Origin of the sequence: Runella defluvii, from assembly GCF_014195535.1 — a bacterium.
Lineage (GTDB): Bacteria > Bacteroidota > Bacteroidia > Cytophagales > Spirosomataceae > Runella > Runella defluvii.
In genome coordinates this window covers 167178-189227 of record NZ_JACIBY010000003.1, presented here as the reverse complement: position 1 = coordinate 189227, position 22050 = coordinate 167178, and the positions used below count along the sequence as shown (strand labels likewise).

Sequence of the window (22050 nt, the reverse complement as noted above, 5' to 3'; positions counted from 1 at the left end):
TTTGATGATGGCTAATATAAGAAGTTTTTTTTAATATGAAGACAACTTATCGACCTCTTTCCCCCATTTGAGGTTTGGAGTTTCGCTCATTTCTAATTCTAATACGCCACCATTTTGAAGTTGTTCGTGGGTCAAAAACGCTGTTTTTAAAGGTTTTCCATTCAGCACAGCCGACCGAATATATCTATTTTTAGGGCTTTGCTTTTTGGCAATAAGTTGAAAAGATTTCCCATTGGCCAACCGCAACGTTGCCTCTTCTACACTCGGGCTTCCCAGCACGTAGTAGGGCTTTCCTGGACAAACTGGGTAAAATCCAACCATGCTAAAAACCAACCAAGCCGACATTTGCCCGCCGTCTTCGTTGCCGCTCAAACCGCCCGCGTCTGTCGAGTACTCCTCTTCTACCAGCTGCCGCACCCATTTTTGGGTTTTCCAAGGTTCGCCGCCGTAGGCATACAAATACACCGTGTGGTTGCCAGGTTCGTTGCCGTGCCAATATTTCCCTTGTTCAAACATGGTATCCAACTTTGCGATAAAACGCTCACGTCCACCCACTTGTGCAATTAACCCTTGGACATCGTGCGGAACAAACCAAGTGTATTGTGCAGGAGAGCCTTCCGTAATAAATGGTACCCTCGTGGCATAAGGGTCAAAATTTCTGCTCCATTGTCCGTTGGCATAACGTCCTCTTGCCCAGCCCGTTGCGGGATCAATAACGTTTTTATAATTCAATGCTCGGCGGCGAAGTGCCTCATAATCTGCCGTTTTGCCCAACGCCTTTGCCAATGTGCTCAGACAAAAATCGTCGTAAGCATACTCCAGCGTGCGCGAAGTTTGTTCTCGCTTATGAAACGCTTGCCACACGGAGTCTTCGAGCGGAATGTAGTTGTATTTCAAATAACTCACCAACGCCCTGCGCCCCTTGCCTGCTTCGTAGCTTTTGGGGTCGGCATTGGGCGTAAAGGCATTTTGGTGTAAATAGTGGTACCCTTTTTGAACATCAAAACCTCGAATCCCTTTGGCATAAGCATCGGCCATGGCCGACGCCACGTGGTCGCCAATCATGGCAGCCGTAAAATGATTCCAACACGGAAATATCGGCATCCATCCACCTTGTTCGGCTTTGGTTACCAGCGACTGCATAAAATGCGACGAACGCTGTGGTTCTAACAACGTATGGAGCGGCATTCCAGCCCGAAATGTGTCCCAAAGACTGAAATCACAATAGTAGTCAAATCCCTTGGTTGTATGGATTTCGCTGTCATCGGCAAAGCCTGGATAGCGCCCGTCCACGTCCGAAAAAAGCCGAGGTGTATGCTTGGTATGGTACAAGGCCGTATAAAACAACGTTTTGGTCTGCTCGCTGCCTTTGATGGCAATGCGCCCCAGTTCTTTGTTCCATGCTTCGGCGGCTTGTGCTTTGACTTTGTGCAAGTCCCAATGTGCCAGTTCGCTGGTGAGGTTGGTTCGCGCTCCAGCGGCATCCGTAAAGGAAGAGCCCACCCGAACGTTGACCACGGGATTGGTCGTTATATCTATTTCAACATAAGCCCCAACCGACACCCGATTTCCTGCCCCTTTTACTTTTTGGCTACGGGGCTGAATTTCGTTGCCTTCCCACGTTCCGAAATTTTTAAACGGTTTTTCAAACTGAATGACGTAATACCCGCTAAAGCCAGCCGATTGTCCGCTGCCTTGGTAAATACGATGCACAGGATTATAAACAACCAGTTCGTTGCGGTCGGGCACAATTTCGACGTAACCTTCGCCTTCATCGCTGTTGGGTTCAATTAATAGGTACGCAGGTGCTTTGTCCTGAAACGTAAATTTCAACAAGCCCGAACGCTTCGTTGCCGATACTTCTGCTTTGATGTGCGCGTCGGTTAGTTCAACCGAATAGTACGACGGCGAAACTACTTCTTGGGCGTGCGAATACGAAGCGGCACGGTCAGCAGCGGCAATGCGAAGTTTGCCCGAAATCGGCATCAACGTCAGGCTACCATAATCTTGTACGCAGCTTCCATTAAGCCAGTGTGTCGCACGAAAACCGTTGATTTTTGGGTCGTTATAATAATAGGGAGCTATACATTTGGTTTCGGTGGCGCGGGTTTGTGGCGTCCAGGTCGTCATGCCGTGCGGATGGCCAATGGCAGGTGCAATTTGCCCGCGCAACTCGCTTGCTCCTTCACTGTGTCGGCGGGCACTTTCGGTGGTAGAAGGTGCCGAGCCAATCAAGGGATTGACGTAATCCACGGGTGTTTTTTGAGCAAAACAAACAAGGGGCAAAAGCCCCACCAGTAGTAAAAGACGTTTCATTCTAACTAGCAAATGGTTCAACTATACCAGTATCTAAATAAGAAAATCTTCACAACTACTCACCAAATCAGGAAAAAACGAGCGAAAATAGCTTTCGTACTGCGATTCTTTCTCCGCTAACTCCGCTCCTGCGTGTTCGATGCCTTTTAAAAAAGCAAACCGACGCGACATACCCTGAAACGAACGATTCATTCCTTCAATAAACTGGTAATGATATAGCCAATCGTATTTTATCATCGAATCGACCAGTAGCAAGGCGTCGGCGGGTAAAATGGCTCTATTGGCTTCCAATGTTTGATATACTTCTGCTACAAAGTCAGGCAGGGGTTGGGCGTGGTAGTCGTTAAAATGTTTGGCCAAAAAATAATCAAAGTACATGTCCATCACAACGCCCCGATACTTACCAAAACTGGAAGGCAATGCTTGGCGGCAAGCCAACCCCACGGGATGCGCATCCGTAAAAGAATCTATGTGTCGGTGCAGCAAAATACCCTGTCGGATGGGTGTTGTGTAATGTGCATTCCGAGGGTGGTCGAGGCGACCTCGCACAAAATCGCCCAGTAAATTGCCCACAACCAGCGGTTTTTGACCAAACGACAAATAAAAATGTGCGAGATAGTTCATTTTATTGTGCGATAACCGCCGAGTGGTGGCGTTCTACTTGTACCCCAAATTTGCGCAAAAACTCCACGCCTTCGTCGATACCAATGCCTTTGTAAGCCGCATACGAGTCCAAAAAAATGACCCGTTTTATTTTCATGGTATAAATCACCCGCGCGCACGCAATGCAGGGCGAAAGCGTTACGTAAAGCGTTGTTCCTTCGAGGTTTGCGCCGTTTTTGACAGCATACAAAATCGCATTTTGCTCGGCATGTAACGCCAACGAGCAACTTCCCTTCGAATCGCGCGGGCAGCCCGTTTCAGGAAACTCTTCGTCACAGTTGTGCGTTCCTGACGGTGGGCCGTTGTATCCAATTGAAATAATCCGTGTATCTTTGGTAAGGACAGCCCCCACTTGCGCTTTAATACAATGCGAGCGCCGTGCTAAATTTTGAGCCAATTCCATAAAAATATCGTCGAATGCGGGACGTTCCTGTGAAGCCATAAAGTTTGAATAGAATACCGTGATTGAACCAGCGAGAATCTGCAAAGTAACAAAAAGAAGAGGTATGAAGCATGTTTTAAAGGCAATTATGCACTGCCTTTTCTTGGGATGGTTGTTTCCAAACGTGATTTTGGCACAGGTTCAAACCTTGACACTTCAACCTGAACGCTTGAGTATCAGGCCCAATGGCTACTATATTGCGCAAGTAGTGGACGAGCGCGCCGTCACCCCCAACATTGGCAAAATTTGGAGTCGGCCCCAACCCATTACAGCCGTGCTACAAGGAGGAGCGGCCAAGGCCATTGAGACTTTTTTGAACCGTACCTTCAATCCTACCAAAACCGACACCTTGGTTCCTATCATCGTCGTTATCAAAGAATTACGCATCAGCGAAACCCTCACGCCCGCCAACCGCGTCAACGGTGAAATCAAATTAGGACTCAACTTCGAGACGTATCGAGAAGGTAAGCGAACAGCCCTGACGGGTGCCAGTGCCGCAAGTACCTACACGCGCTCGGGCGTAACACCCGAGGATGTCATCGAATCCATGTTACGAAAACTCATTGAAAACCAGCTCAAAGGCTTTAATAGCTGGTTCTCAAAAGGCATAAAAACGTCCGACGTCTTTGTACGGGAGCTTAAACTTATTTTTGAAGATAATTTACCCATTTCCGACGGAGACACGCTGTACTATCATTCTGAACGCCCCTTGGTATGGAAAGACTTTATGGGCGCACCCAGCGTATTAAGCCGCTGGGCCGCCCAAATATTCACCAGTTTTGGTTTTGAAGCACGGTCTTCGGTCAACAATCGGGTGCTGGAACTCAGGGTTAAGACCAAAGTTTGGATGGACAAAACAATTTCGTGGGTACGCCAAGATTCTAAAAATGACTATGTCCTTGACCACGAACAATTGCACTTTGACATCACCCGCTTGGTTTCGGAGCGCTTTCGGCGGCACTTAAAAACAATGGCCATTTCGCCCGAAGATTTCAGCAGCGAAATCCAGTATCAGTACATCGAATTTTACCGCAAGCACACTGAACTTCAGCAACAATACGACGAAGAGACGGCCCACGGCATCAACAAACCCCAACAAGCCGAATGGGTCAAAAAAGTGCGGGACGAGCTTCGCAGTTACGGCATCAAACCCGCCCATCCCTGAGCATTACGCCACTTTTTTTATCCAGTTAAGCACATAGGCAGCCACTTCTTCCCAGCCTTTTTCTCCCGCTATGAAGTGACTCCGCCCCTCAAACTCTTTGAAGTCAACGAGGCTGTTTTTGTCTTTGTACGAACTTGCGATACGTTTTGTAAACGAGGAAGCAAAAATCGCATCCTTCGCTCCTCCAATAAACAACAAAGGTTGGTGTGGTTTTTTGAAGTCAATCGCCGAAAATGAACTCAACAGCGTATCACGGGCAATTTTTCTACTTTCAGGAACTGCAATTTGGTCGTACAAACGGTCGCTTTCTTCTTTGGAATAGTTGTTAAAAAAGGCTTTGTGATACCATTCTTTTGTGCCAAGATAAGGCTGGTTGCCTTTAAAGAAATTCACTACTGGCAACACAATTTTAACCGTTGCCCAAGGTGCCAAAACATTTTTTGGAGGCGCTCCGTCGATGCTAACACCCGCCACGGCTTTGTCCAGTTCAATTAATTTTTGGACAACAAGCCCCGCCAAAGAATGCCCAACGACGATGGGTTTTTCTGGTAACGTATCAATGAGCTTTACGATGTTCATTACCACATCCTCAAAACCCGTTTTGGTCAGGTCGGGGTGAACCGTCGTGCGCAGTTCCGAAGGCACGCCTTCGTGGCCTGGGTTGGCAGGGGTATAAACCTTGTAGCCTTGCGCTTCAAAATAAGTTTTCCATTGCGCCCAGCTTGTGTTGTTTACAAAAAGTCCGTGAATAAGTACGATTGTTTTGGTCGATTTCATTTTCGTAAGTGTTTGATTTTGATGACACAAAGGTCTCACTCAAGGTTGGCAATAATTTTAACCTGAGTTAAAATCGAATCACTTACGCGCTAATCTTTTTCGGATACGGCTCAAAGACGGCCCTTGAATTCCTAAGTAAGAAGAAATATGATAGAGCGGCACATTATTGAAGATGTCGGGGTGGTGTTCTATTAATTCAAGGTAGCGTTGTTCGGGCGATTTAAACAAAAAACCTTCCAGTCGCCCCATGCTGACATTGAACGCTTCCTGGGCCAGCAGCCTCCCAAACTTTTCCCATGCGTGAGACTGCTTATACAAGCTTAAAAGGTCAAGAATATTGATAAAAATAACCGTCGCATCGGTCAGTGCTTGGGTATGGTAGTCGCAGGGGGCTTGGTTGATAAAACTTTTGAAGGACACCACAAAGCCGTTGGCCGAATACAAAAAAACGTTTTTCTCCTCCCCCGTTGCCTCATCCACCGTAAACGACCGAAACACCCCAGTCGTAACAAAACCTAAATCTTTGCAGATGGTACGGTGGCGGTTGTAGTATTCGCCTTTTTTATAGGTTTTTTGTTTCCAATACCCCGCCGAAAGTCCAAAATCGTCGGCGGTGAGCCCTGCAAAATGTTGGAGTGCCATTTGTAATTTTTCACTATCTGTCATTTCATTGGGTGATTTAGGAACGATGGCTTTTTGATTAAAAATAAGCGTTGATGGCCATAAAAACAACAACCCGCACGAGAATCGCGCGGGTTGTTGTTACTATTGGAAACCTTACAATTTTATTGAAGAATCCACATCGGTTTGTTGTAGTCGTCGTTTCCAGCGTACTGCGACTGAATCGCGCTGTTTACGTTCGCTGTGTTGTAATCCAATTCTTTTTGTGGATAAATCCAACGAACTGGAAACTTGTCAGCAGGTACGTTCAAGTTTGACTTAGGATTCAATGGGAACACAGGGAAACCTGTACGACGGTTTTCAAAAAACGCATCAAACGGCGCATGGAGCATAAATGTGCTCAAATAACGCTGCGTAATGATTTGCTCCAACTGCACGGCTTCACTAGCCGTCGTTTTCAACTTCACTTTGTCTGAAGCTGCGTACGAATCAATGTAAGCATCCGTCATTTTACGTTTGTGGTGGAACATCTCGTTGTCAGGGGTAAAACCAGCCGTAAACTTCATACTCGCTTTGATACCATCCGTATAATGTGTGCTTGCCGAGCTAGTAATCCAGCCACGAAGCGCACCTTCTGCCAACATAAATTTAGCCATGGCGTAGCTGAGAATATATACAGGCTCTGCGTTGGCAAGTTCGAGGTAGCGACTATTTACGTTTGAGTAATCCTTGCCCCCAAAAATGGTTGTCAAATCTCCGTAAACCATCGAAGGATCATAACCCAAGTAAGAATCCCAGCTATCAATCGCTGCCCCTTTGGCGATTTTCACTGGCGAAGGATCGGCATAGTAGAACAAACGGTAGTCTTCCAAATCTTTGAGTCTATCCACAACCACGTTTGTCATCATGGTGTATAAGCGCGTCGTGTTTCCTAGTTTGTAGAACGGATAACGTTGACCCGCCAAGTCCGAATAGGTCACTTGGAAGTTGTCAGCGTTGCTTTCAAAGATAGGCTTGGTGGTAACGATGGTGTTAAAACGCTCTTTTACTTTCAAATCTGCCTCGCCCGTTTTGCGGTACAAGTGCAACAATACTTGAAGCTCAAAGGTATTCACCAATTTTCTCCACTTTGTGATGTCTCCACCGTAGATAGGGTCACCGTCGAATTTGATACCGCTGGCAAACAATTTGTCGGCTTCTTCTAGTTCGTTCAATACCCCCGCCATTACTTCTTTTTGGGTCGAATATTTAGGGTTCAATGTCCCTTTTTCACCCAACAAAGCCTCGGCATAAGGAATATCTCCCAACTGCATCGACAACCAGAAAAACTTATTCGCTCTTACAAATTTTCCGAGAGCGGTAAATGAGTTTTTGTACGCGCCATCGGGTGATAGTTCAATCATCTTTTCGACGTTGTTCAACACCGCCAAGCCGTCAAAATTCGCTCTTCCGAGGTAATTGTATTGCGCATTTTCGGGGAACTCCATACGGATGATGGATTTTCCGTTCATCATCGACGAGATGCTTCCGAGTGAGTTTCTCGATACATCAAGGATAAGCGTAGTTGCCAGCATGGGCGCAGACGCTTTGGTCGCCGCGTTGGGGTTGGTATTGATCTGATCAAAGTTTGAGCAACTGCTCATTGAAAGACCCGCCACCGCGATTAAAAAGTATTTTTTCAATGTAAATTTCATACCTAATTCTTTTTAATGTGATGCAATTGATTCTTAGAACGTCAACGTGATGTTACCTCCCATGTAACGAACTGAAGGCGATGTCAACTGCGTATCGTCTGCTTTGTCTGGGTCAGCAAAACGGAAAGCTTTTGTCCACATCCATACGTTTTGGCCTGTCAAAGAAATAGAACCAGAACGTGCTCCGAGCAACTTGGCGATGTTTGAAGGAAGGTTGTAGCCTAAAGACACCTCTCTAAGTTTGAAGAACGTCGCATCGGTGATACCGCGAGTTCCGTCGCCGTACGAGCGAGCGTAATCTTGGTACGATACTTTGGCTTCGTTTGGAGCGAATACGCGCGTGTCGTTGGTAATGTTACCAAAGCTATCAAACGTTACGGCGCCTGACTTCACAATCACTCCTTGTCCTACGAACGATTTGTTTTTGTTCACCACTTCGTCGTATCTCCATTGGTTGTCTGAATCTGGGTGCGCACCCGTATCCCACATTTTGTACGAAGTATAGTTGTTCAATACTCCACCTACGCGGCCGTCGAAGTTGACCATCAAATTGAATTGCTTGTATTTGATGGTATTGGCAAAGCCCCACAAGAATTTAGGATCTGTGTAACCACGTAAGTAGCTATAATCGCTCAACAATGGCAAACCATTGGTACGGTGAATCATGCTTCCAGAAGCTGGGTCGGTCATCCACACACGGTCTGTGTAAACATCCATACGTCCACCTGCGACAGTCCAAGCATTTTTAGCTGAATTTGGCGCAATTTCTTTGAAATAACGGTGGTTGTACGAGTAATTGGCGGTGGCATCCCATTGCCAATCTTTGTTTTTAAGTATGGTTGCATCAAGGCTCACTTCCAAACCTCTTCTTACAATCGTCTCATCCCAGTTGATAAGTGTACTGTTAAATCCTGAAGCGGTAGAAACGTTGGCAAATGTTTGACGGTTGTAGGTGTATTTGTTGAAGTACGCTACGTCCAATTTTAAGCGTTTTTTCAAGAAATACGCCGCCGTTCCCACTTCCCACGTACGGTTAGTTTCTGGAAGGATGTTTTCAGCGTTACGGATGGTCGTCGGGTAAGCTGCTGAGTTAAATGTATTCCACGCACCAATCGTCGTTCCGTACGTTTGGTTGGTAGCATAAATACCCAAATCAGACTTAGAAAGCGTCCAAGAACCGCGCAATTTCCAGAAATCAAGCCAAGAAGGCATTGTACCCAATACTTCACTGATCACGAAGCTACCACCCACCGATGGATAGAAGTACGAACGTGAGTTTTTAGGCATGGTTGAGCTCCAGTCATTACGACCTGTTGCATCCAAGAAGAGCATGTTTTTGTACGAAAGTGTTAACTTCGCGTAAGCACTATTTACTTGCTTAGCGCGGGTTCCTTTACTAACGTCAGTAAATCCAAGTGGATCTGCTCCCACAGATACGTTAGGACGTTCAACCGAGTTATTCAACGAATAATAACCTGGAATCAAAATACCACTCCGTGTTGAGCTATACAAGCTGTTGTTATCCATTTTATAAATAGCCGCTCCTAGCAATCCATCAATGTTGAACTCGCCAAAGTTTTTATTGTAGGTCAACAAGGCGTCTCCATTGAAACTATAACCCGTACTTTTGTTAATCGAATACAAACCTGGGGTATCCCATCCACGGTTTGAGAGAATGTTTGGCGGATTACGTTTTGTTTCGTCGTTGCTATACAAATCAAAACCAGGACGAATCACCAAGTTAGCTCCTTCAAACAATTTATACGTAGCGGTAAGATTCGCATTCAAACGGTTTTCGTAAACACCCCATACTTTTTCGTGCGCCATCAAATACGGGTTGTCGTACCAAGCCTTGTAATGCCAGTTTTGCTGAACGTCAGGAATCAACCAATAGTTGTCCTTGTAATCGGCCAAACGGTACTCAGGTCCCATCCAAATTAAGATATTGTACATGTAGCCTTGGTCGCTATACCCTGCTCCCATGATTTGGGGGGCGTTACGCTTGTTATAGCCCATTTGGCTCGACAACTTGAAACGATCGCCCACTTTCATCTCACCACTTAGGGTAAAGTTGTAGTTGTTTGAGGTCAAGTTTGGATATTGGCCTTTATTGTAAACGTGGGTCAACGAGGCACGGAAACTACCATTTTCGCCCGTTTGTGCCACACTTACGCTATTGTTGGTAATCAACCCTGGAACCAAGAAATCATTGAAGTTGTCTTTTCCGCTTGATACTAGCTCACGCATTTCCATTTGTTTGGTAAATGGATTCCATTGGTTTGCCATTTTACCCGCGTCCAATTTTTGTCCCCACACGTAGTCAGTTGGGTCATACACCCCACCAATCCCTGCGCTGTATGAACTTTGTACTTTGGGAAGCATCAAGAAACCTGCATTGAACATGTTGTTGGAGTTGACCGTAACGGTAAGCCCTTTGCCTGACGCCCCTTTCTTGGTCGTGACAATGATGGCACCGCTACCTCCGCGAGAACCGTACAAAGCCGAAGCCGTTGGTCCTTTCAACACGTCAACGCTCTCGATGTCATCTTGCGCGATGTTGTTGAGAGAGATGTTATTATAAGGTACCCCATCAATCACAATAAGCGGCGATTCACCCCGCAAGCTGATGGCTGGCATTTGGTTAAACTCCGTACTGTTGCGTACCCACAAACCCGATACGCGGCCCGTCAATGACGTACCAACGCTTACTCCCTTTACCGTTTGGAGCGAAGGGCCTGATACTTTTTGTACGGCATACCCTAGTGATTTTTCTTCGCGTTTCACCCCCAAAGCCGTTACCACTACCTCGTTCAAGATTTTGGTATCGGTTGTCATTTTAATGGAAAGTGAAGTTTGGGTACCTACCACAATTTCTTGAGAAGCATATCCAATGAAAGAGATGGAAAGGACGGATTTGTCGCTTTTCACCGAAAGTTTGAACTTACCAGCGGCATCCGTAAGCGTACCATTGGTTGTTCCTTTTTCAACAACGTTCACTCCTGGAAGCGCCTCACCATTTTCATCGGTAATTGTTCCAGTAATGTCTTGTGCTGCTTTCTGAGTCCCTACTTTGTGTGAGGGTGGGGTGGCAGCATACGCCCCCGTGATAGTTGAACTGGTTAGTACAGAAAGCGAAAGCATAGAACCCGCTACAAATAACAATGGGCTCCTGTCTTTCAGCAAAATGTGGGAAAGTAACGTTTTTCTCATTTGCTTTTTATTGAGAGTTGGGAAATAAAAAAACAAAAAAATACAATTTCCACGCGTAAAACGGTGGCAAAGAAGGGCAGAAACAGTGTTTGATCAGTTAGTTAATTAAGTTAGTTTGTGAATGATTTATTTAAAATGATGAGGTTGCTAATATACTATTTCTTTTACATTCGTGAGCAAAAGTGGTGCAAAAATAGTTTAGGCATTCTACACACAAAAGCCAACGTTGTTATCAAAACATTAACTCTATTGTCAAAAGTCCCTATTTTTTTCAAAAAAACATGAGCCATAGTATAGGTAAATTAAACTATAAGCCTCCCTTTTTTATCCGACGTTTTCTATTTTTTATTAAAACAAAAAACTATATTTAGGTACATTTTCACTCCAACAAGGCGTAATTGAAATTATCCAAGAAAATGCTTTGTTTGGTGGTCGTTGCTTAAATTTTTGCCAGCAATCCCCAAACTACATACAGCTGAATAGTAAAAAAAGACTACTTGTAGTATGTTATTTTATTGTTAAATTTCATTTTCAAACGTAACCTCTCCCAACCTAATCTACCCTCGTGAAACGCTTCAAACTGCTCTCGTTTTGCCTTACTTTGGGGCTAGTTTGCTCCCTTTCTGCCCAAGAACTGTCCGTCAAAGGGTTTAAACAACCCGTCGAAGTCATTCGTGACCGCTGGGGAATTTCGCACATTTATGCCCAAAATGAGCATGATTTATTTATGGCACAAGGCTACGTAGCGGCCTCCGACCGTCTATTTCAGCTTGAAATTTGGCGACGACAAGCTACGGGTACGGTGGCCGAACTGCTAGGAGAAAAAGAGCTAAAACGAGACATTGGCACGCGTTTGTTTAAGTTTCGCGGTAATCTAACAACCGAGCTAAACCACTATCACCCCCGTAGTGCGCAGATTATCAAGGCATTTGTGGAAGGAATTAATGCCTATGTGGGCGAAATGCGACAGCATCCCGAAAAACTTTCCTTTGAATTTAAAGTATTGAATACGCTTCCTGATTTTTGGACGCCCGAAGTTGTAATCAGTCGGCACCAAGGCTTACTGAGTAACGTCAAAGACGAATTGAACAACGCCCGAATTGTGCATTTGGCAGGCGCCGAAAAGCTCCGAGAATTGCAGTGGTTTCATCCCGTCCGAAACGCGCAGGAGCCCGATTTGAGTCTTGATAAAGTCATCAAAGGGGAAGAATTGTTTCAACCTATTTTGGATATATATGAGGCATTTCGGTCGCCCTTAAAATTTACGAAAGAAGACAAACGCACGGGGCAAGCCTTCGATTTTGACGCTTGGTACGAAGAAGAAAAGCTCCAAGTAGGTTCTAACAACTGGATAATTGACGGAAAACACGCTCAAAGTGGCTACCCCATGCTCGCCAACGACCCGCACCGCGCGCAATCGGTGCCAGGACTTCGGTACTGGATTCACCTCAACGCTCCAGGTTGGAACGTGATTGGCGCGGGTGAACCTTCGCTTCCAGGGGTTTCCATTGGCCACAACGACCACGCCGCTTGGGGGCTCACCATTTTTGAAACCGACAACGAGGATTTGTACGTCTATGAAACCAATCCGCAAACCCCCAATCAATACAAATACCAAGGGAAGTGGGAAGCCTTGAAGGTAATTCAAGATACCATTAAAGTAGCCAACCAGTCGCCCGTGGTAGTTGCGTTGAAATACACCCGCCACGGCCCCGTGACGTTTGAAGATACCAAAAACCACAAATTATATGCCGTAAGGGCAGGTTGGCGCGAAGAAGGTTGTGCGCCTTATTTGGCCAGTTTGCGCATGAACCAAGCCAAAACGTGGGAAGAGTTTCGTACGGCCTGTACTTTCAGTCGGATTCCTGGGGAAAACATGATTTATGCCGACCAAAAAGGCAACATTGGTTGGCAAGCCGTTGGGATTTCTCCCATTCGCAAAAATTGGACAGGCTTAGTGCCCGTTGCTGGGGATGGCCGCTACGAATGGGCGGGTTATTTGCCGATTGTGCAACTTCCACATAAAATCAACCCTTCGGAGGGGTACGTCGTTACGGCCAACAACAACTTAACGCCCGTTGATTTTCCGTACCGAAATGCCGTTGGTTGGACGTGGGCAAACCCCGTCCGTGCGCACCGCATTGAAGAAGTGCTCAATGCGGGCAAGCGGATGAACCTTCAGGATTTTGCCACCTTACAAACCGATTATCTTTCTGTTTCGGCCCGTACACTCGTGCCGCTTCTCCTCAAAAATCCAACCTATGGTTCGAAAGAAGCCGAACAAGCCAAACAACGGCTGACGCAATGGGATTATCAACTTACCTCCACCTCCATCGCCGCCGCTATTTATGCCGAATGGGAAACGCAGCTAAAACTAGCCATGCACACGTTGATGGTGCCCGAAAACATTCGAACGTATTACAAAACCTTGCCCATGAAACGAATCGTGGATTGGTTGGTGACGCCAACGTCGGCATTTGGTCAAAACCCCGTGGCAGGCAGGGATGAGTTTTTAAGTAAATCGTTCCAAAAAGCGATTGAAACGCTCCAAAAAAGACTTGGTAATGATCAAAATCAGTGGCAATATGGCCAACCCAAAAACAAACACATCGCCCTCAAACACGCGCTGAGTGAGTTGGTCAGTGAAGAACAACGGGCAAAAATCAACCTTGGCCCACTCCCACGCGGCGGCTATGGCGAAACGGTGGGCAATACAGGAGGCCAATTAAATCAGGAACATGGCGCTTCTTTTCGGATATTGGTGGATACCGAAGACTGGGATAAAACCTTGGGAATAAACAACCCAGGCCAATCGGGCAACCCCGACGACCCGCATTACCGCGATTTGTTTGAGCTTTGGGCCAAAGACGGTTTTTTCCCCGTTTATTTTACCAAAGATAAAATCAAAACCATTGCTGACCGAACGTGGACGTTTAAGGCTCAGTAGAAATACGTACTTTTACCCCAAAGTCAGACCGAATCTTACTGTAGAATGAAAATAGTGAATATCGTGGGGGCACGCCCCAATTTTATGAAGGTGGCACCATTGCACCGAGCCTTTCAAAAACGAAGCGAAATTGAGTCTAAAATTGTCCATACTGGTCAGCATTACGACGCTAAAATGTCGGATGTATTTTTTAATCAACTCGAACTTCCTCAACCTCATTATTTTTTGGGTATTGGCGGCGGAACACACGCCCAACAAACCGCCAAAATTATGTTGGAGTTTGAAAAAGTAATGGAAGCAGAGCAGCCCGATTTGGTGCTCGTGGTTGGGGACGTTACTTCTACCATTGCTTGTGCGCTCGTTGCCAGTAAAATGCACGTGCCGATTGCGCACGTTGAAGCGGGTTTGCGTAGTGGCGACCGCCGAATGCCCGAAGAAATCAATCGGATTTTGACGGATAGCATTTCAGACTTACTTTTTGTGACCGAACAAGCAGGCATCGACAACCTAAAACGCGAGGGAGTTCCCGACGAAAAAGTATTTATGGTGGGAAATTGCATGATTGACTCGTTGGTGCATTACCGCCAAAAAGCCCAACAACTTAGGGTTTTGGCTGATTTTGGGGTTACGAAGGGCGAATACGTGCTAATGACCATGCACCGCCCCGCCAACGTCGATACGGCCGAAGGACTTTCGAGTATTCTGCAAATTGTAGCCGATACCGTTAAATACAAAAAAGTCATTTTCCCGATTCACCCAAGAACCCGTTCTAACATCGAAAAATTTGGGTTGAGTGACCAACTTGCCAGCATCGAAGGCATGTTGCTTACCGAGCCGCAGGGCTATTTGGAATTTCTTCACTTGATGGAGAACTCGGCATTGGTCGTTACCGATTCGGGCGGAATTCAGGAAGAAACAACGTATTTACAAGTGCCATGCCTGACGTTTCGGGACAGTACCGAACGCCCCGTTACGGTTGAACTAGGTACCAATCAGTTGCTCGCCGACTTAAATCCCCAGACGGTTCACGAAAAAGTAGTTGAAATTTTGGAAGGGCGAACCAAACAAGGAATCATTCCTCCCCTTTGGGACGGTAACGCCGCCGAACGGATAGCGGATATTCTGAGTCCGTTATCTGTTATTCGTTAGCCGTTATCTGTTAACCGTTATCTGTAAAACACTGCTTTAACCATCCGTGTGCTAAAATCGTCGATAATAGCACACGGACACATATTTAACTGGCCTAATTTCGTACCTTAGTTTATTTTCCGATACACTTGGCCACTGCTCGCAGTGATGGTTGAGGCTTCCGTTGGAGGCTCGGTGGCAAAGACCAATTCATATCCTTCAAGCGGCAACTCATCCAAGGCTACTTTTTGTACCGCATCCAAATTTGCGACAAAAACGTAAGAATCATCTTCCGCCAATGTCCAAGCAATTAGCTTGTTTGTGGCCGTCGCATCGGGGGTGAGTAACCATTTTACAGTTTTTGCATCAATCTGCGGCCATATTGTTTCCGCAAAAAGACGCAACTCCAGCATTTTGGTAAACTGCTCCATATTTTCACCCCACTCAAACGGCCCGTGGGTTACTTTGTCGGTCTCGGCATCGTCGTGGATTTGAAAGACGTAGAGCTTGGTATATTCTTCGTTTTTACCGCGTTGTTGGTGCAAGTTTCTTACTTCAAAGCCCAAACTATAATAACTCGGCATATCTGTCAAAAACAGCCCTGTAAAGTACCGAACGATGTTGCCCGCACGGTAAAATTCATCAAAACGAGGATCGTCTTTGTCGGCCGTAATCATGGTAAAACTAGGGGCAAAAGCCCGCGAACGAAGCAATTGATCATACAGGCTAAAACGCTCCATAAACGTAGCCTTCCCTACTACCGACGACTGTAAATCGCCCAAAGTTGCATCGGCACGAATCGCCTCCAAGTGGTCAAATTCGTCGCCATAGCCCATTGTATCAGGCGGTGCGATAAACGTTTCGGCATAAAAAGCAAAATGTTGGGCGCCGTGTTTTTGCACATATTCTTTTACCGCCCGCAACGGGTCATAAAAATGATCGGGCTGGGCAGGAACGCCCTCCGCCCGCATTTGGACGTGCGCCATGTCCCCCCGCATAAAATCAAAATTATACTCCTGCTGACATTCGTGGTATTTGCGCGTAAAATACGCCCACGCCGCCATGTGTGGATTCTGAAAATCAAGTTCCCATTGCTGATTGTCGTTTTTAGAATGATAAAAACGGTAGCGCGTCAACGGCCCAAATACCCGCGACATGTCCTGTGGATGGTCAAACTCGTATTGGTACCAAGGTGTACCGCGTTCGTCGAGCACAAACTCCTCAGGGTTAATGTGTAACCCACGGTAAGGCGGCGCCATCGTCATGGGTAAAGTTTCAAACCCACGACCGACCAAGTCTTGCATCAAGACAAGGCGGCGGTGTAGGCGTTGTTGTTGGTCAAAACCAAACAGTATTTCTTGTCTTTTTTTGTCGTGTAAAAAAGGGATGGTTGGGTCAAAAAGTACTTCTTTCCCAAAGTTTAACCACGAACCATCGGCGGTTCCGTGGTGATGCAAATGTTGCCAAATAACCTCTTCTACTTGCTCCCACACGTTTTCTGAATGGTTGACAAGCCGACCGCCATCTCGCTGCACCCACTCAAACAGGCGAGGATGCGTCAAGACAATTTCCGAAAAACGGTCGGTGTGCGGTATCACATCCAACCCAACCGTTTTGCCCATGGCGTGTAGCAAATTTACCACCACTTTGAGTTGTTTCTCGACCGTATCCAACCACGGCACGGCACGTTGAAGCTGCCAGCTAAAAAACTCCGCGTTGATATTCCAGCTTACTTTTCCGTACAGGCTTCCTACCACCCCAGGTTCCCAAATAGGAAGCAAGTGAATAGAATCGTGGAAAGACGGCAGGGTAAGCGCATATCCTACCACGTTCCAGAAGCTTTCAATCGTTCGAACGTTTACGCCCACCATGTTGGACGTTTTTAGCCATTGGCTATCTGGCTCATTGGCCCGTGGCGAAACGATAGTTTCCGTGGGTTGCAGTGCGCGGCTAAGCAGCTCAGTGCCTAGGCGTTTCTGCAAAATATCGAGCAGTTGAAACGCATCAAATTTCGTAGGCAAATCGGGCAACAAGCCTGACACAAACGAGGATTTTTTTCGTTCGTAGCTTGTTAATGAACGGTGATAAGTAGTACGCCAATCTTGCACGTACGCATCACGCGTCAGCGAAGTAGTAGAAGTCAAACTGTTCATCATAGGTCTTTGTAGGTCAGCAAGGTACTATTTTTTAAGAAAAGGTCATATCTTGTGTTGGAAAAATTAAACAATCGTATGCCTGATTTATCCCCTGGCCTTGCCACCCTCAAAACCGTTATTGATGCGACATCCCCGTTGACAAATGATAGCTGGGAAGCTTTCAGTGGCATTTGGCGGCCTTTTTCTGCCAAACGAAAAGAAATCTTGACCGTGGCAAATGAGCGGGAACGTTATTTATATTTTGTGTTGGAAGGCGTACAGCGGGTCTATTACTTTGACGACCAAAGCCGCGAAGCAACCTTGGTTTTTACCTATGCGCCTTCGTTTGGTGGTGTTTTGGACGCCCTGATGCTCGCCTCGTCTTCTAGGTATTATTACGAAACCCTCACTCCTTCCGTTTTTTTGCGGGCTTCCATCACCGATTTACAACCATTGATTGACACCCGACCTGATGTGGCTACCTTGATTCGTTTAGGCGTAACAAGTGCTCTCTCAGGAGTGCTTGAGCGGCTCGTCGAGCTTCAAACGTTCAGCGCCGAAGACCGTTTTAAGCAACTATTGCGGCGCAGTCCGCACATTTTACAGCTTGTTCCTCACAAGTATTTGGCCAATTATTTGGGAATAGACGCGACCAATTTTAGCAAATTTATCAATCGAATGAAAATCTAGAAAATCTTGGTATTTGCCAAGATTTATTTGGCGGTATCCCCCGACTTTTGCGGACATACAACCAACAACAACGATGGCTACGATTCAGCATTACGAACTTATTGAGCAACTCGAAAACCGCATTGAACGACACTTGGAAGAAGCAATTCATTCACTGCAAAATTTACCCGAAAAAGTACTTCTACAACCTGCTTCTAACGGTGGCTGGAGCATTGCGCAGTGCCTCGAACACCTCAATACCTACGGTGATTATTATTTACCACAAATAAAATCAGGACTAGAAAAAGCCCAAAAATCGTCACCTTCCACGCATTTTCAAAGTTCGTGGTTGGGGGCTTATTTTATCAAAATGATGGAACCTGAAACGGGGAAGAAAAAATATAAAGCATCCAAAGGGCACATTCCTGCGCCCAATTTGGACGCCTACGCTACTGTCGCGCGGTTTATTCAACAGCAAGAAGAGTTGTTGTCGTACGTAAAACAAGCCAAGTCGGTCAACCTCAACAACATTCAAATTCCGATTTCCATCACTCGGCTGATTCGACTCAAACTAGGCGATGTTTTTCAGTTTATGATTGCTCACGATGAGCGCCATTTGCAACAGGCGTTTCGCAATCTGCCTCAAGGGGCATTACCAACGCCCTCAGTCTCTAAACAACGTTAACCTTTTAGGCGCATAAATAGAGAGAAGGAACTGCTATGTTCCCAACAGGTCACTTAAATATTCTTTTATCAAAAGGGAATTTTTCAACCTTTGTAATCTCTATTTTATAAAAATCTTTGTGGTTGGGATTAATCAAAATATTGTAATCACCTTGTGTCACTACTGATGGAACACGCAAAAGGCAATAGTTATTTTCCACCACAAAGTTATCTCCAAATTTTTGTGTAGAAATAGGATGAGGAAATTCTTGCCAGTCAGAAGGCAGCTCTTCTTCAGCTATTTCTTTCATCAAAAACTCATCAGGAATCTTGATAGTTAACATCACATAATCATCAGGCAGCGTCGCTAAAGTAAAATGCACCGCCACTTCCGCCATAGCCAATGATCTATTTTGCGCCGTATAAATCAATTCAACCCCAATTGAATTCCATCGTGCTCCCTTGAGAGCAGCACCTTTACCAGAAAGTGGAGTCGCAAACTTTTCCCTTGAAAGACGAAACACTTCCATTTTATACAAGTATTCCGTAGTTAATACGAGTTAGTTCGCTAATAACCAGTTCTTTCCCATACGAATCTTTCAGTAGTTCAATAGGTTTTAAACTACCTAGTGCATAGTTGGGCGTAGTTAGCCAAAGTCGCAGTTTCTCCATACTTCCAAACACATCTAATCCTACTTTGGTCACCTCTGCCATCTCAATGATTTTTTCAGAATGAATAGGTTTGAAATGGTGTTCAGCCGTTGTTTTATACCGTTGTAATGATTTTGTAGAAATGTCAAGAAAATTAGCCCAGTCATTTTCCGTAAACGGAGTATAAGCTTGAATTAACCCAAAAAGTGAATAAGGAATCCCCGTTCTAATCGCAACGATTATAAGCATTTTATTCGACAAAAAGTCTTCGTACGTCACGGCCTTATTTAACTCGATGTGGTAGTCTTCCAAACGAGATTGCTTCAAAAAAGACGATATTTCTCTATCCAGTCTTCCTTCAATGGTTGAATTGATTGTTGTTGCCATATCTGTATATTGAGACATTTGTCTTCAAAATTAAGACATTTTTCCTTAAAATAACGCAAACATTTCAAGAAATGTGCCTGTAGGCACTACCTATTTGTAGCGATGATGTTTATTTGGTCATTTCGGCGTGCCGTAGGTACGCAACTGACTACAAAAGTTTGCTTACTATTACACATCACACAAAGACAGCAAGGCGCAGAGGTATTAAATCAATACTTCGCGCCTTGCTGTCTTTGTGTGAGCAATTTTCAATCTTACAACTTCATCGTCAACGCAATTCGCTTGCGTGACAAATCGACCTCCGTCACTTTTACCGTCACGTGCTGTTGGAGTTTTACTACTTCGTTCGGGTCTTTGATAAAACGATTGGCCATTTGTGAAACGTGCACTAAGCCGTCTTGCTTTACCCCAATATCGACAAATGCACCAAATGCGGTGATGTTGGTCACGATGCCTGGCAACACCATTCCTTCGTGCAAATCTTCAGGTTTGCGAACGCGGCTGTCAAACTCAAAAGCCACAATGGTTTCCCGAGGGTCACGCGAGGGTTTTTCGAGTTCTTTCACAATGTCTTGCAATGTCAACAAGCCAGTAGAGGCACTTACGTATTTTTGAGGGTTAATTTGGCGACGCAACTCAGGTTTTCGCATCAATTCCGCCACATTCGTTCCCAAATCTTTCGCCATTTTCTCTACCACAGGGTAACTTTCGGGGTGAACAGCGCTGTTATCGAGCGGGTTGTCTGCATTTTCAATCCGTAGAAAACCTGCGGCTTGCTCAAATGCCTTGCCTCCCAAGCGGGGAACTTTCAGCAACTGTTGGCGCGACTTAAAATCCCCATTTTGGGCACGGTAAGCCACAATGTTTTTGGCCAAAGCGGGTCCCAATCCCGACACATACTGAAGAAGGTGTTTGCTGGCGGTATTGAGGTTGACCCCCACGGAGTTTACGCAACTTTCAACCACGGCATCCAACGCACCTTTCAGCATATTTTGTTCGACATCGTGTTGGTATTGCCCTACCCCAATGGATTTAGGGTCAATCTTCACCAATTCTGCCAACGGGTCCATCAAACGACGCCCAATCGACACCGCACCGCGGACCGTCACGTCCTTGTCGGGAAACTCATCGCGGGCCACTTCCGAGGCCGAATAAATCGACGCACCTTGCTCCGAAACCATGTAAATAGCCACACCGCTGATGCCACTATTCGGGCCGAGTGGGCCACTTTTTATAAAATCTTCCGTTTCGCGCCCAGCGGTTCCGTTTCCGATGGCAACCGCCTGAATCTGGTGTTTTTTGACCAAATTTAGAATCGTTGCTTCGGCTTCCAAACGTTTATCAAACGGATAAATAACCGTATCGGCCAGCAAATTCCCCTGAGAATCTAAGCAAACTACTTTACAGCCCGTGCGGAAACCTGGGTCAATGGCCAATACCCGTTTTTGTCCCAAAGGCGACGCCAAGAGCAACTGGCGCAGGTTTTCGGTAAAAATTTGGATGGCATATTTGTCGGCTTTTTCTTTTGACAAATTAGAAAATTCCGTTTCGATACTTGGTTTCAACAAACGCTTGTACGCATCCGATACGGTTTGTTCTTGTTGGTCCTTGCACGCAGGTAAGCCTTTGACAAACAAGCGGTCGAGGTATTCGATGGCTTGTTCTTCATCGGGAGAAATGTCAATGTTTAAGAAACCTTCTTCCTCGCCCCGTCGAATGGCCAACAAACGGTGCGAAGGAATTTTGTTGAGTGGTTCGCTGAAATCAAAATAATCGCGGTACTTGGCTCCTTCTTCCTGTTTTCCTTTTTTGACTTTAGAGGTAATGATGGCGGTACGCTCAAAGGCAAAACGCATTTTGTTACGGGCTTCGGTCGTTTCCGAAATCCACTCCGCCATAATGTCACGCGCCCCTTGAAGCGCATCATTGACCGATGCTACTTGGTCGTTGAGGTATTTCTCGGCCAATCGCTCAGGATTACCTTCTTTGCCCGAAAAAATCACCTGTGCAAGCGGCTCCAAGCCTTTCTCAATGGCCATCGTCGCCCGCGTTTTGCGCTTGGGTTTGTAAGGCAAATAAATATCTTCCAACGATTGTAGGTGATACGTATTTTCGAGCAATTTACGGAGTTCAGGAGTCAATTTACCCTGTTCTTCAATACTTTTCAGGATAGCCTCACGGCGTTTTTCTACTTCCTGAAACTTTTGGTATTGTTCTTTAATGGCAAGGATTTGAACCTCATCAAGTTGCCCTGTCATTTCTTTCCGATAACGAGCAATGAAAGGCACCGTAGCTCCTTCGTCGAGGAGTTGAATGGTATTTTGGGTTTGGCGTTCGCTAGTGCCCACGATGGGCGCAATGAATTGAGATGCGGTCATTTACGTTATTTATACTTTTAAAAATCTTTATCGCTTCGTCGCTCTTTCCAAAATTATAATTTAGAAAAAAAGGTCCAGCGTTTCCGTTGCAGTGCTGTCGCTGCACCGAACCAGCCCGCAAATAAGCAAACAGAAGCGGATTGGTGCAAACTATTTTTTCTATCTAAACCTAAAACGCTGGCACAATTGTTTTAGTCGTACCTT

At 45.8% G+C, this 22050-nt stretch carries 16 protein-coding genes; 5 read left to right on the top strand and 11 right to left on the bottom strand.

Going from position 1 to position 22050, the window contains the following annotated elements; all coding sequences use genetic code 11:
- Positions 1 to 30: 30 nt before the first annotated feature.
- The 3 genes from FHS57_RS08400 to FHS57_RS08390 are packed head-to-tail and all read right to left on the bottom strand — an operon-like array spanning position 31 to position 3421.
- Positions 31 to 2316, bottom strand: coding sequence for a GH92 family glycosyl hydrolase (locus FHS57_RS08400; RefSeq protein WP_183972476.1), 2286 nt, complete (start codon positions 2314 to 2316; stop codon positions 31 to 33).
- Positions 2317 to 2349: 33 nt separating this feature from the next.
- A complete protein-coding gene (locus FHS57_RS08395) occupies positions 2350 to 2940 on the bottom strand; it encodes an acyl carrier protein phosphodiesterase (protein WP_183972474.1) in 591 nt (196 codons plus the stop codon).
- A 1-nt stretch (position 2941) separates the two neighbouring features.
- Positions 2942 to 3421 (bottom strand): deoxycytidylate deaminase, encoded by a 480-nt coding sequence (locus FHS57_RS08390; RefSeq protein WP_122930674.1) that lies wholly within the window; start codon positions 3419 to 3421, stop codon positions 2942 to 2944.
- Positions 3422 to 3485: 64 nt separating this feature from the next.
- On the opposite strand from FHS57_RS08390, the gene FHS57_RS08385 reads away from it, so the two are divergent.
- The gene (locus tag FHS57_RS08385; protein WP_183972472.1) at positions 3486 to 4586 is read left to right on the top strand and encodes a DUF922 domain-containing protein; all 1101 of its coding nucleotides are present in this window, start codon (positions 3486 to 3488) and stop codon (positions 4584 to 4586) included.
- 3 nt (positions 4587 to 4589) lie between these two features.
- On the opposite strand, the gene FHS57_RS08380 is transcribed toward FHS57_RS08385, so the two are convergent.
- The 4 genes from FHS57_RS08380 to FHS57_RS08365 all read right to left on the bottom strand — a co-directional run bounded on the left by FHS57_RS08380 (position 4590) and on the right by FHS57_RS08365 (position 10888).
- A complete protein-coding gene (locus FHS57_RS08380) occupies positions 4590 to 5363 on the bottom strand; it encodes an alpha/beta hydrolase (protein ID WP_183972471.1) in 774 nt (257 codons plus the stop codon).
- A gap of 78 nt (positions 5364 to 5441) precedes the next feature.
- On the bottom strand, positions 5442 to 6029 hold the full coding sequence (locus tag FHS57_RS08375) for a Crp/Fnr family transcriptional regulator (protein ID WP_183972469.1): 588 nt from the start codon (positions 6027 to 6029) through the stop codon (positions 5442 to 5444).
- Between the two features lie 119 nt (positions 6030 to 6148).
- On the bottom strand, positions 6149 to 7678 hold the full coding sequence (locus FHS57_RS08370) for a SusD/RagB family nutrient-binding outer membrane lipoprotein (RefSeq protein WP_183972467.1): 1530 nt from the start codon (positions 7676 to 7678) through the stop codon (positions 6149 to 6151).
- Positions 7679 to 7711: 33 nt separating this feature from the next.
- Entirely contained in the window at positions 7712 to 10888 is a 3177-nt protein-coding gene (locus FHS57_RS08365) for a SusC/RagA family TonB-linked outer membrane protein (RefSeq protein WP_183972465.1), read from the bottom strand.
- Positions 10889 to 11453: 565 nt separating this feature from the next.
- Here FHS57_RS08365 and FHS57_RS08360 point away from each other — a divergent pair.
- Both FHS57_RS08360 and wecB read left to right on the top strand, forming a co-directional pair.
- On the top strand, positions 11454 to 13835 hold the full coding sequence (locus FHS57_RS08360; protein WP_183972463.1) for a penicillin acylase family protein: 2382 nt from the start codon (positions 11454 to 11456) through the stop codon (positions 13833 to 13835).
- Positions 13836 to 13880: 45 nt separating this feature from the next.
- Complete coding sequence (wecB, locus tag FHS57_RS08355; protein ID WP_183972460.1) at positions 13881 to 14984, top strand: non-hydrolyzing UDP-N-acetylglucosamine 2-epimerase; 1104 nt, start codon at positions 13881 to 13883, stop codon at positions 14982 to 14984.
- A 107-nt stretch (positions 14985 to 15091) separates the two neighbouring features.
- Here the strand turns inward: wecB and FHS57_RS08350 are convergent, their stop codons facing one another.
- The gene (locus FHS57_RS08350; RefSeq protein WP_183972458.1) at positions 15092 to 17119 is read right to left on the bottom strand and encodes an alpha-amylase family protein; all 2028 of its coding nucleotides are present in this window, start codon (positions 17117 to 17119) and stop codon (positions 15092 to 15094) included.
- Between the two features lie 75 nt (positions 17120 to 17194).
- Between FHS57_RS08350 and FHS57_RS08345 the strand changes: the two genes are divergently transcribed.
- A complete protein-coding gene (locus FHS57_RS08345; RefSeq protein ID WP_183972456.1) occupies positions 17195 to 17788 on the top strand; it encodes a Crp/Fnr family transcriptional regulator in 594 nt (197 codons plus the stop codon).
- 73 nt (positions 17789 to 17861) lie between these two features.
- The gene (locus FHS57_RS08340; RefSeq protein WP_183972454.1) at positions 17862 to 18452 is read left to right on the top strand and encodes a DinB family protein; all 591 of its coding nucleotides are present in this window, start codon (positions 17862 to 17864) and stop codon (positions 18450 to 18452) included.
- Between the two features lie 49 nt (positions 18453 to 18501).
- On the opposite strand, the gene FHS57_RS08335 is transcribed toward FHS57_RS08340, so the two are convergent.
- The 3 genes from FHS57_RS08335 to FHS57_RS08325 form a co-directional block, all read right to left on the bottom strand.
- On the bottom strand, positions 18502 to 18960 hold the full coding sequence (locus tag FHS57_RS08335; RefSeq protein WP_183972452.1) for an RES family NAD+ phosphorylase: 459 nt from the start codon (positions 18958 to 18960) through the stop codon (positions 18502 to 18504).
- 1 nt (position 18961) lies between these two features.
- The gene (locus FHS57_RS08330; protein WP_183972450.1) at positions 18962 to 19468 is read right to left on the bottom strand and encodes an Xre family toxin-antitoxin system antitoxin; all 507 of its coding nucleotides are present in this window, start codon (positions 19466 to 19468) and stop codon (positions 18962 to 18964) included.
- Positions 19469 to 19722: 254 nt separating this feature from the next.
- On the bottom strand, positions 19723 to 21846 hold the full coding sequence (locus tag FHS57_RS08325) for a Tex family protein (RefSeq protein WP_183972448.1): 2124 nt from the start codon (positions 21844 to 21846) through the stop codon (positions 19723 to 19725).
- Positions 21847 to 22050: the final 204 nt, after the last annotated feature.

Excerpts from the sequence above, each read along its gene's own strand:
- FHS57_RS08345 (WP_183972456.1), top strand. The coding sequence starts at position 17,195 with ATGCCTGATTTATCCCCTGGCCTTGCCACCCTCAAAACCGTTATTGAT.
- FHS57_RS08380 (WP_183972471.1), bottom strand. The coding sequence starts at position 5,363 with ATGAAATCGACCAAAACAATCGTACTTATTCACGGACTTTTTGTAAAC.
- FHS57_RS08390 (WP_122930674.1), bottom strand. The coding sequence starts at position 3,421 with ATGGCTTCACAGGAACGTCCCGCATTCGACGATATTTTTATGGAATTG.
- FHS57_RS08325 (WP_183972448.1), bottom strand. The coding sequence starts at position 21,846 with ATGACCGCATCTCAATTCATTGCGCCCATCGTGGGCACTAGCGAACGC.
- FHS57_RS08370 (WP_183972467.1), bottom strand. The coding sequence starts at position 7,678 with ATGAAATTTACATTGAAAAAATACTTTTTAATCGCGGTGGCGGGTCTT.
- FHS57_RS08385 (WP_183972472.1), top strand. The coding sequence starts at position 3,486 with ATGAAGCATGTTTTAAAGGCAATTATGCACTGCCTTTTCTTGGGATGG.
- FHS57_RS08350 (WP_183972458.1), bottom strand. The coding sequence starts at position 17,119 with ATGATGAACAGTTTGACTTCTACTACTTCGCTGACGCGTGATGCGTAC.
- FHS57_RS08375 (WP_183972469.1), bottom strand. The coding sequence starts at position 6,029 with ATGACAGATAGTGAAAAATTACAAATGGCACTCCAACATTTTGCAGGG.
- FHS57_RS08395 (WP_183972474.1), bottom strand. The coding sequence starts at position 2,940 with ATGAACTATCTCGCACATTTTTATTTGTCGTTTGGTCAAAAACCGCTG.
- wecB (WP_183972460.1), top strand. The coding sequence starts at position 13,881 with ATGAAAATAGTGAATATCGTGGGGGCACGCCCCAATTTTATGAAGGTG.
- FHS57_RS08330 (WP_183972450.1), bottom strand. The coding sequence starts at position 19,468 with ATGGCAACAACAATCAATTCAACCATTGAAGGAAGACTGGATAGAGAA.
- FHS57_RS08365 (WP_183972465.1), bottom strand. The coding sequence starts at position 10,888 with ATGAGAAAAACGTTACTTTCCCACATTTTGCTGAAAGACAGGAGCCCA.
- FHS57_RS08340 (WP_183972454.1), top strand. The coding sequence starts at position 17,862 with ATGGCTACGATTCAGCATTACGAACTTATTGAGCAACTCGAAAACCGC.
- FHS57_RS08400 (WP_183972476.1), bottom strand. The coding sequence starts at position 2,316 with ATGAAACGTCTTTTACTACTGGTGGGGCTTTTGCCCCTTGTTTGTTTT.
- FHS57_RS08335 (WP_183972452.1), bottom strand. The coding sequence starts at position 18,960 with ATGGAAGTGTTTCGTCTTTCAAGGGAAAAGTTTGCGACTCCACTTTCT.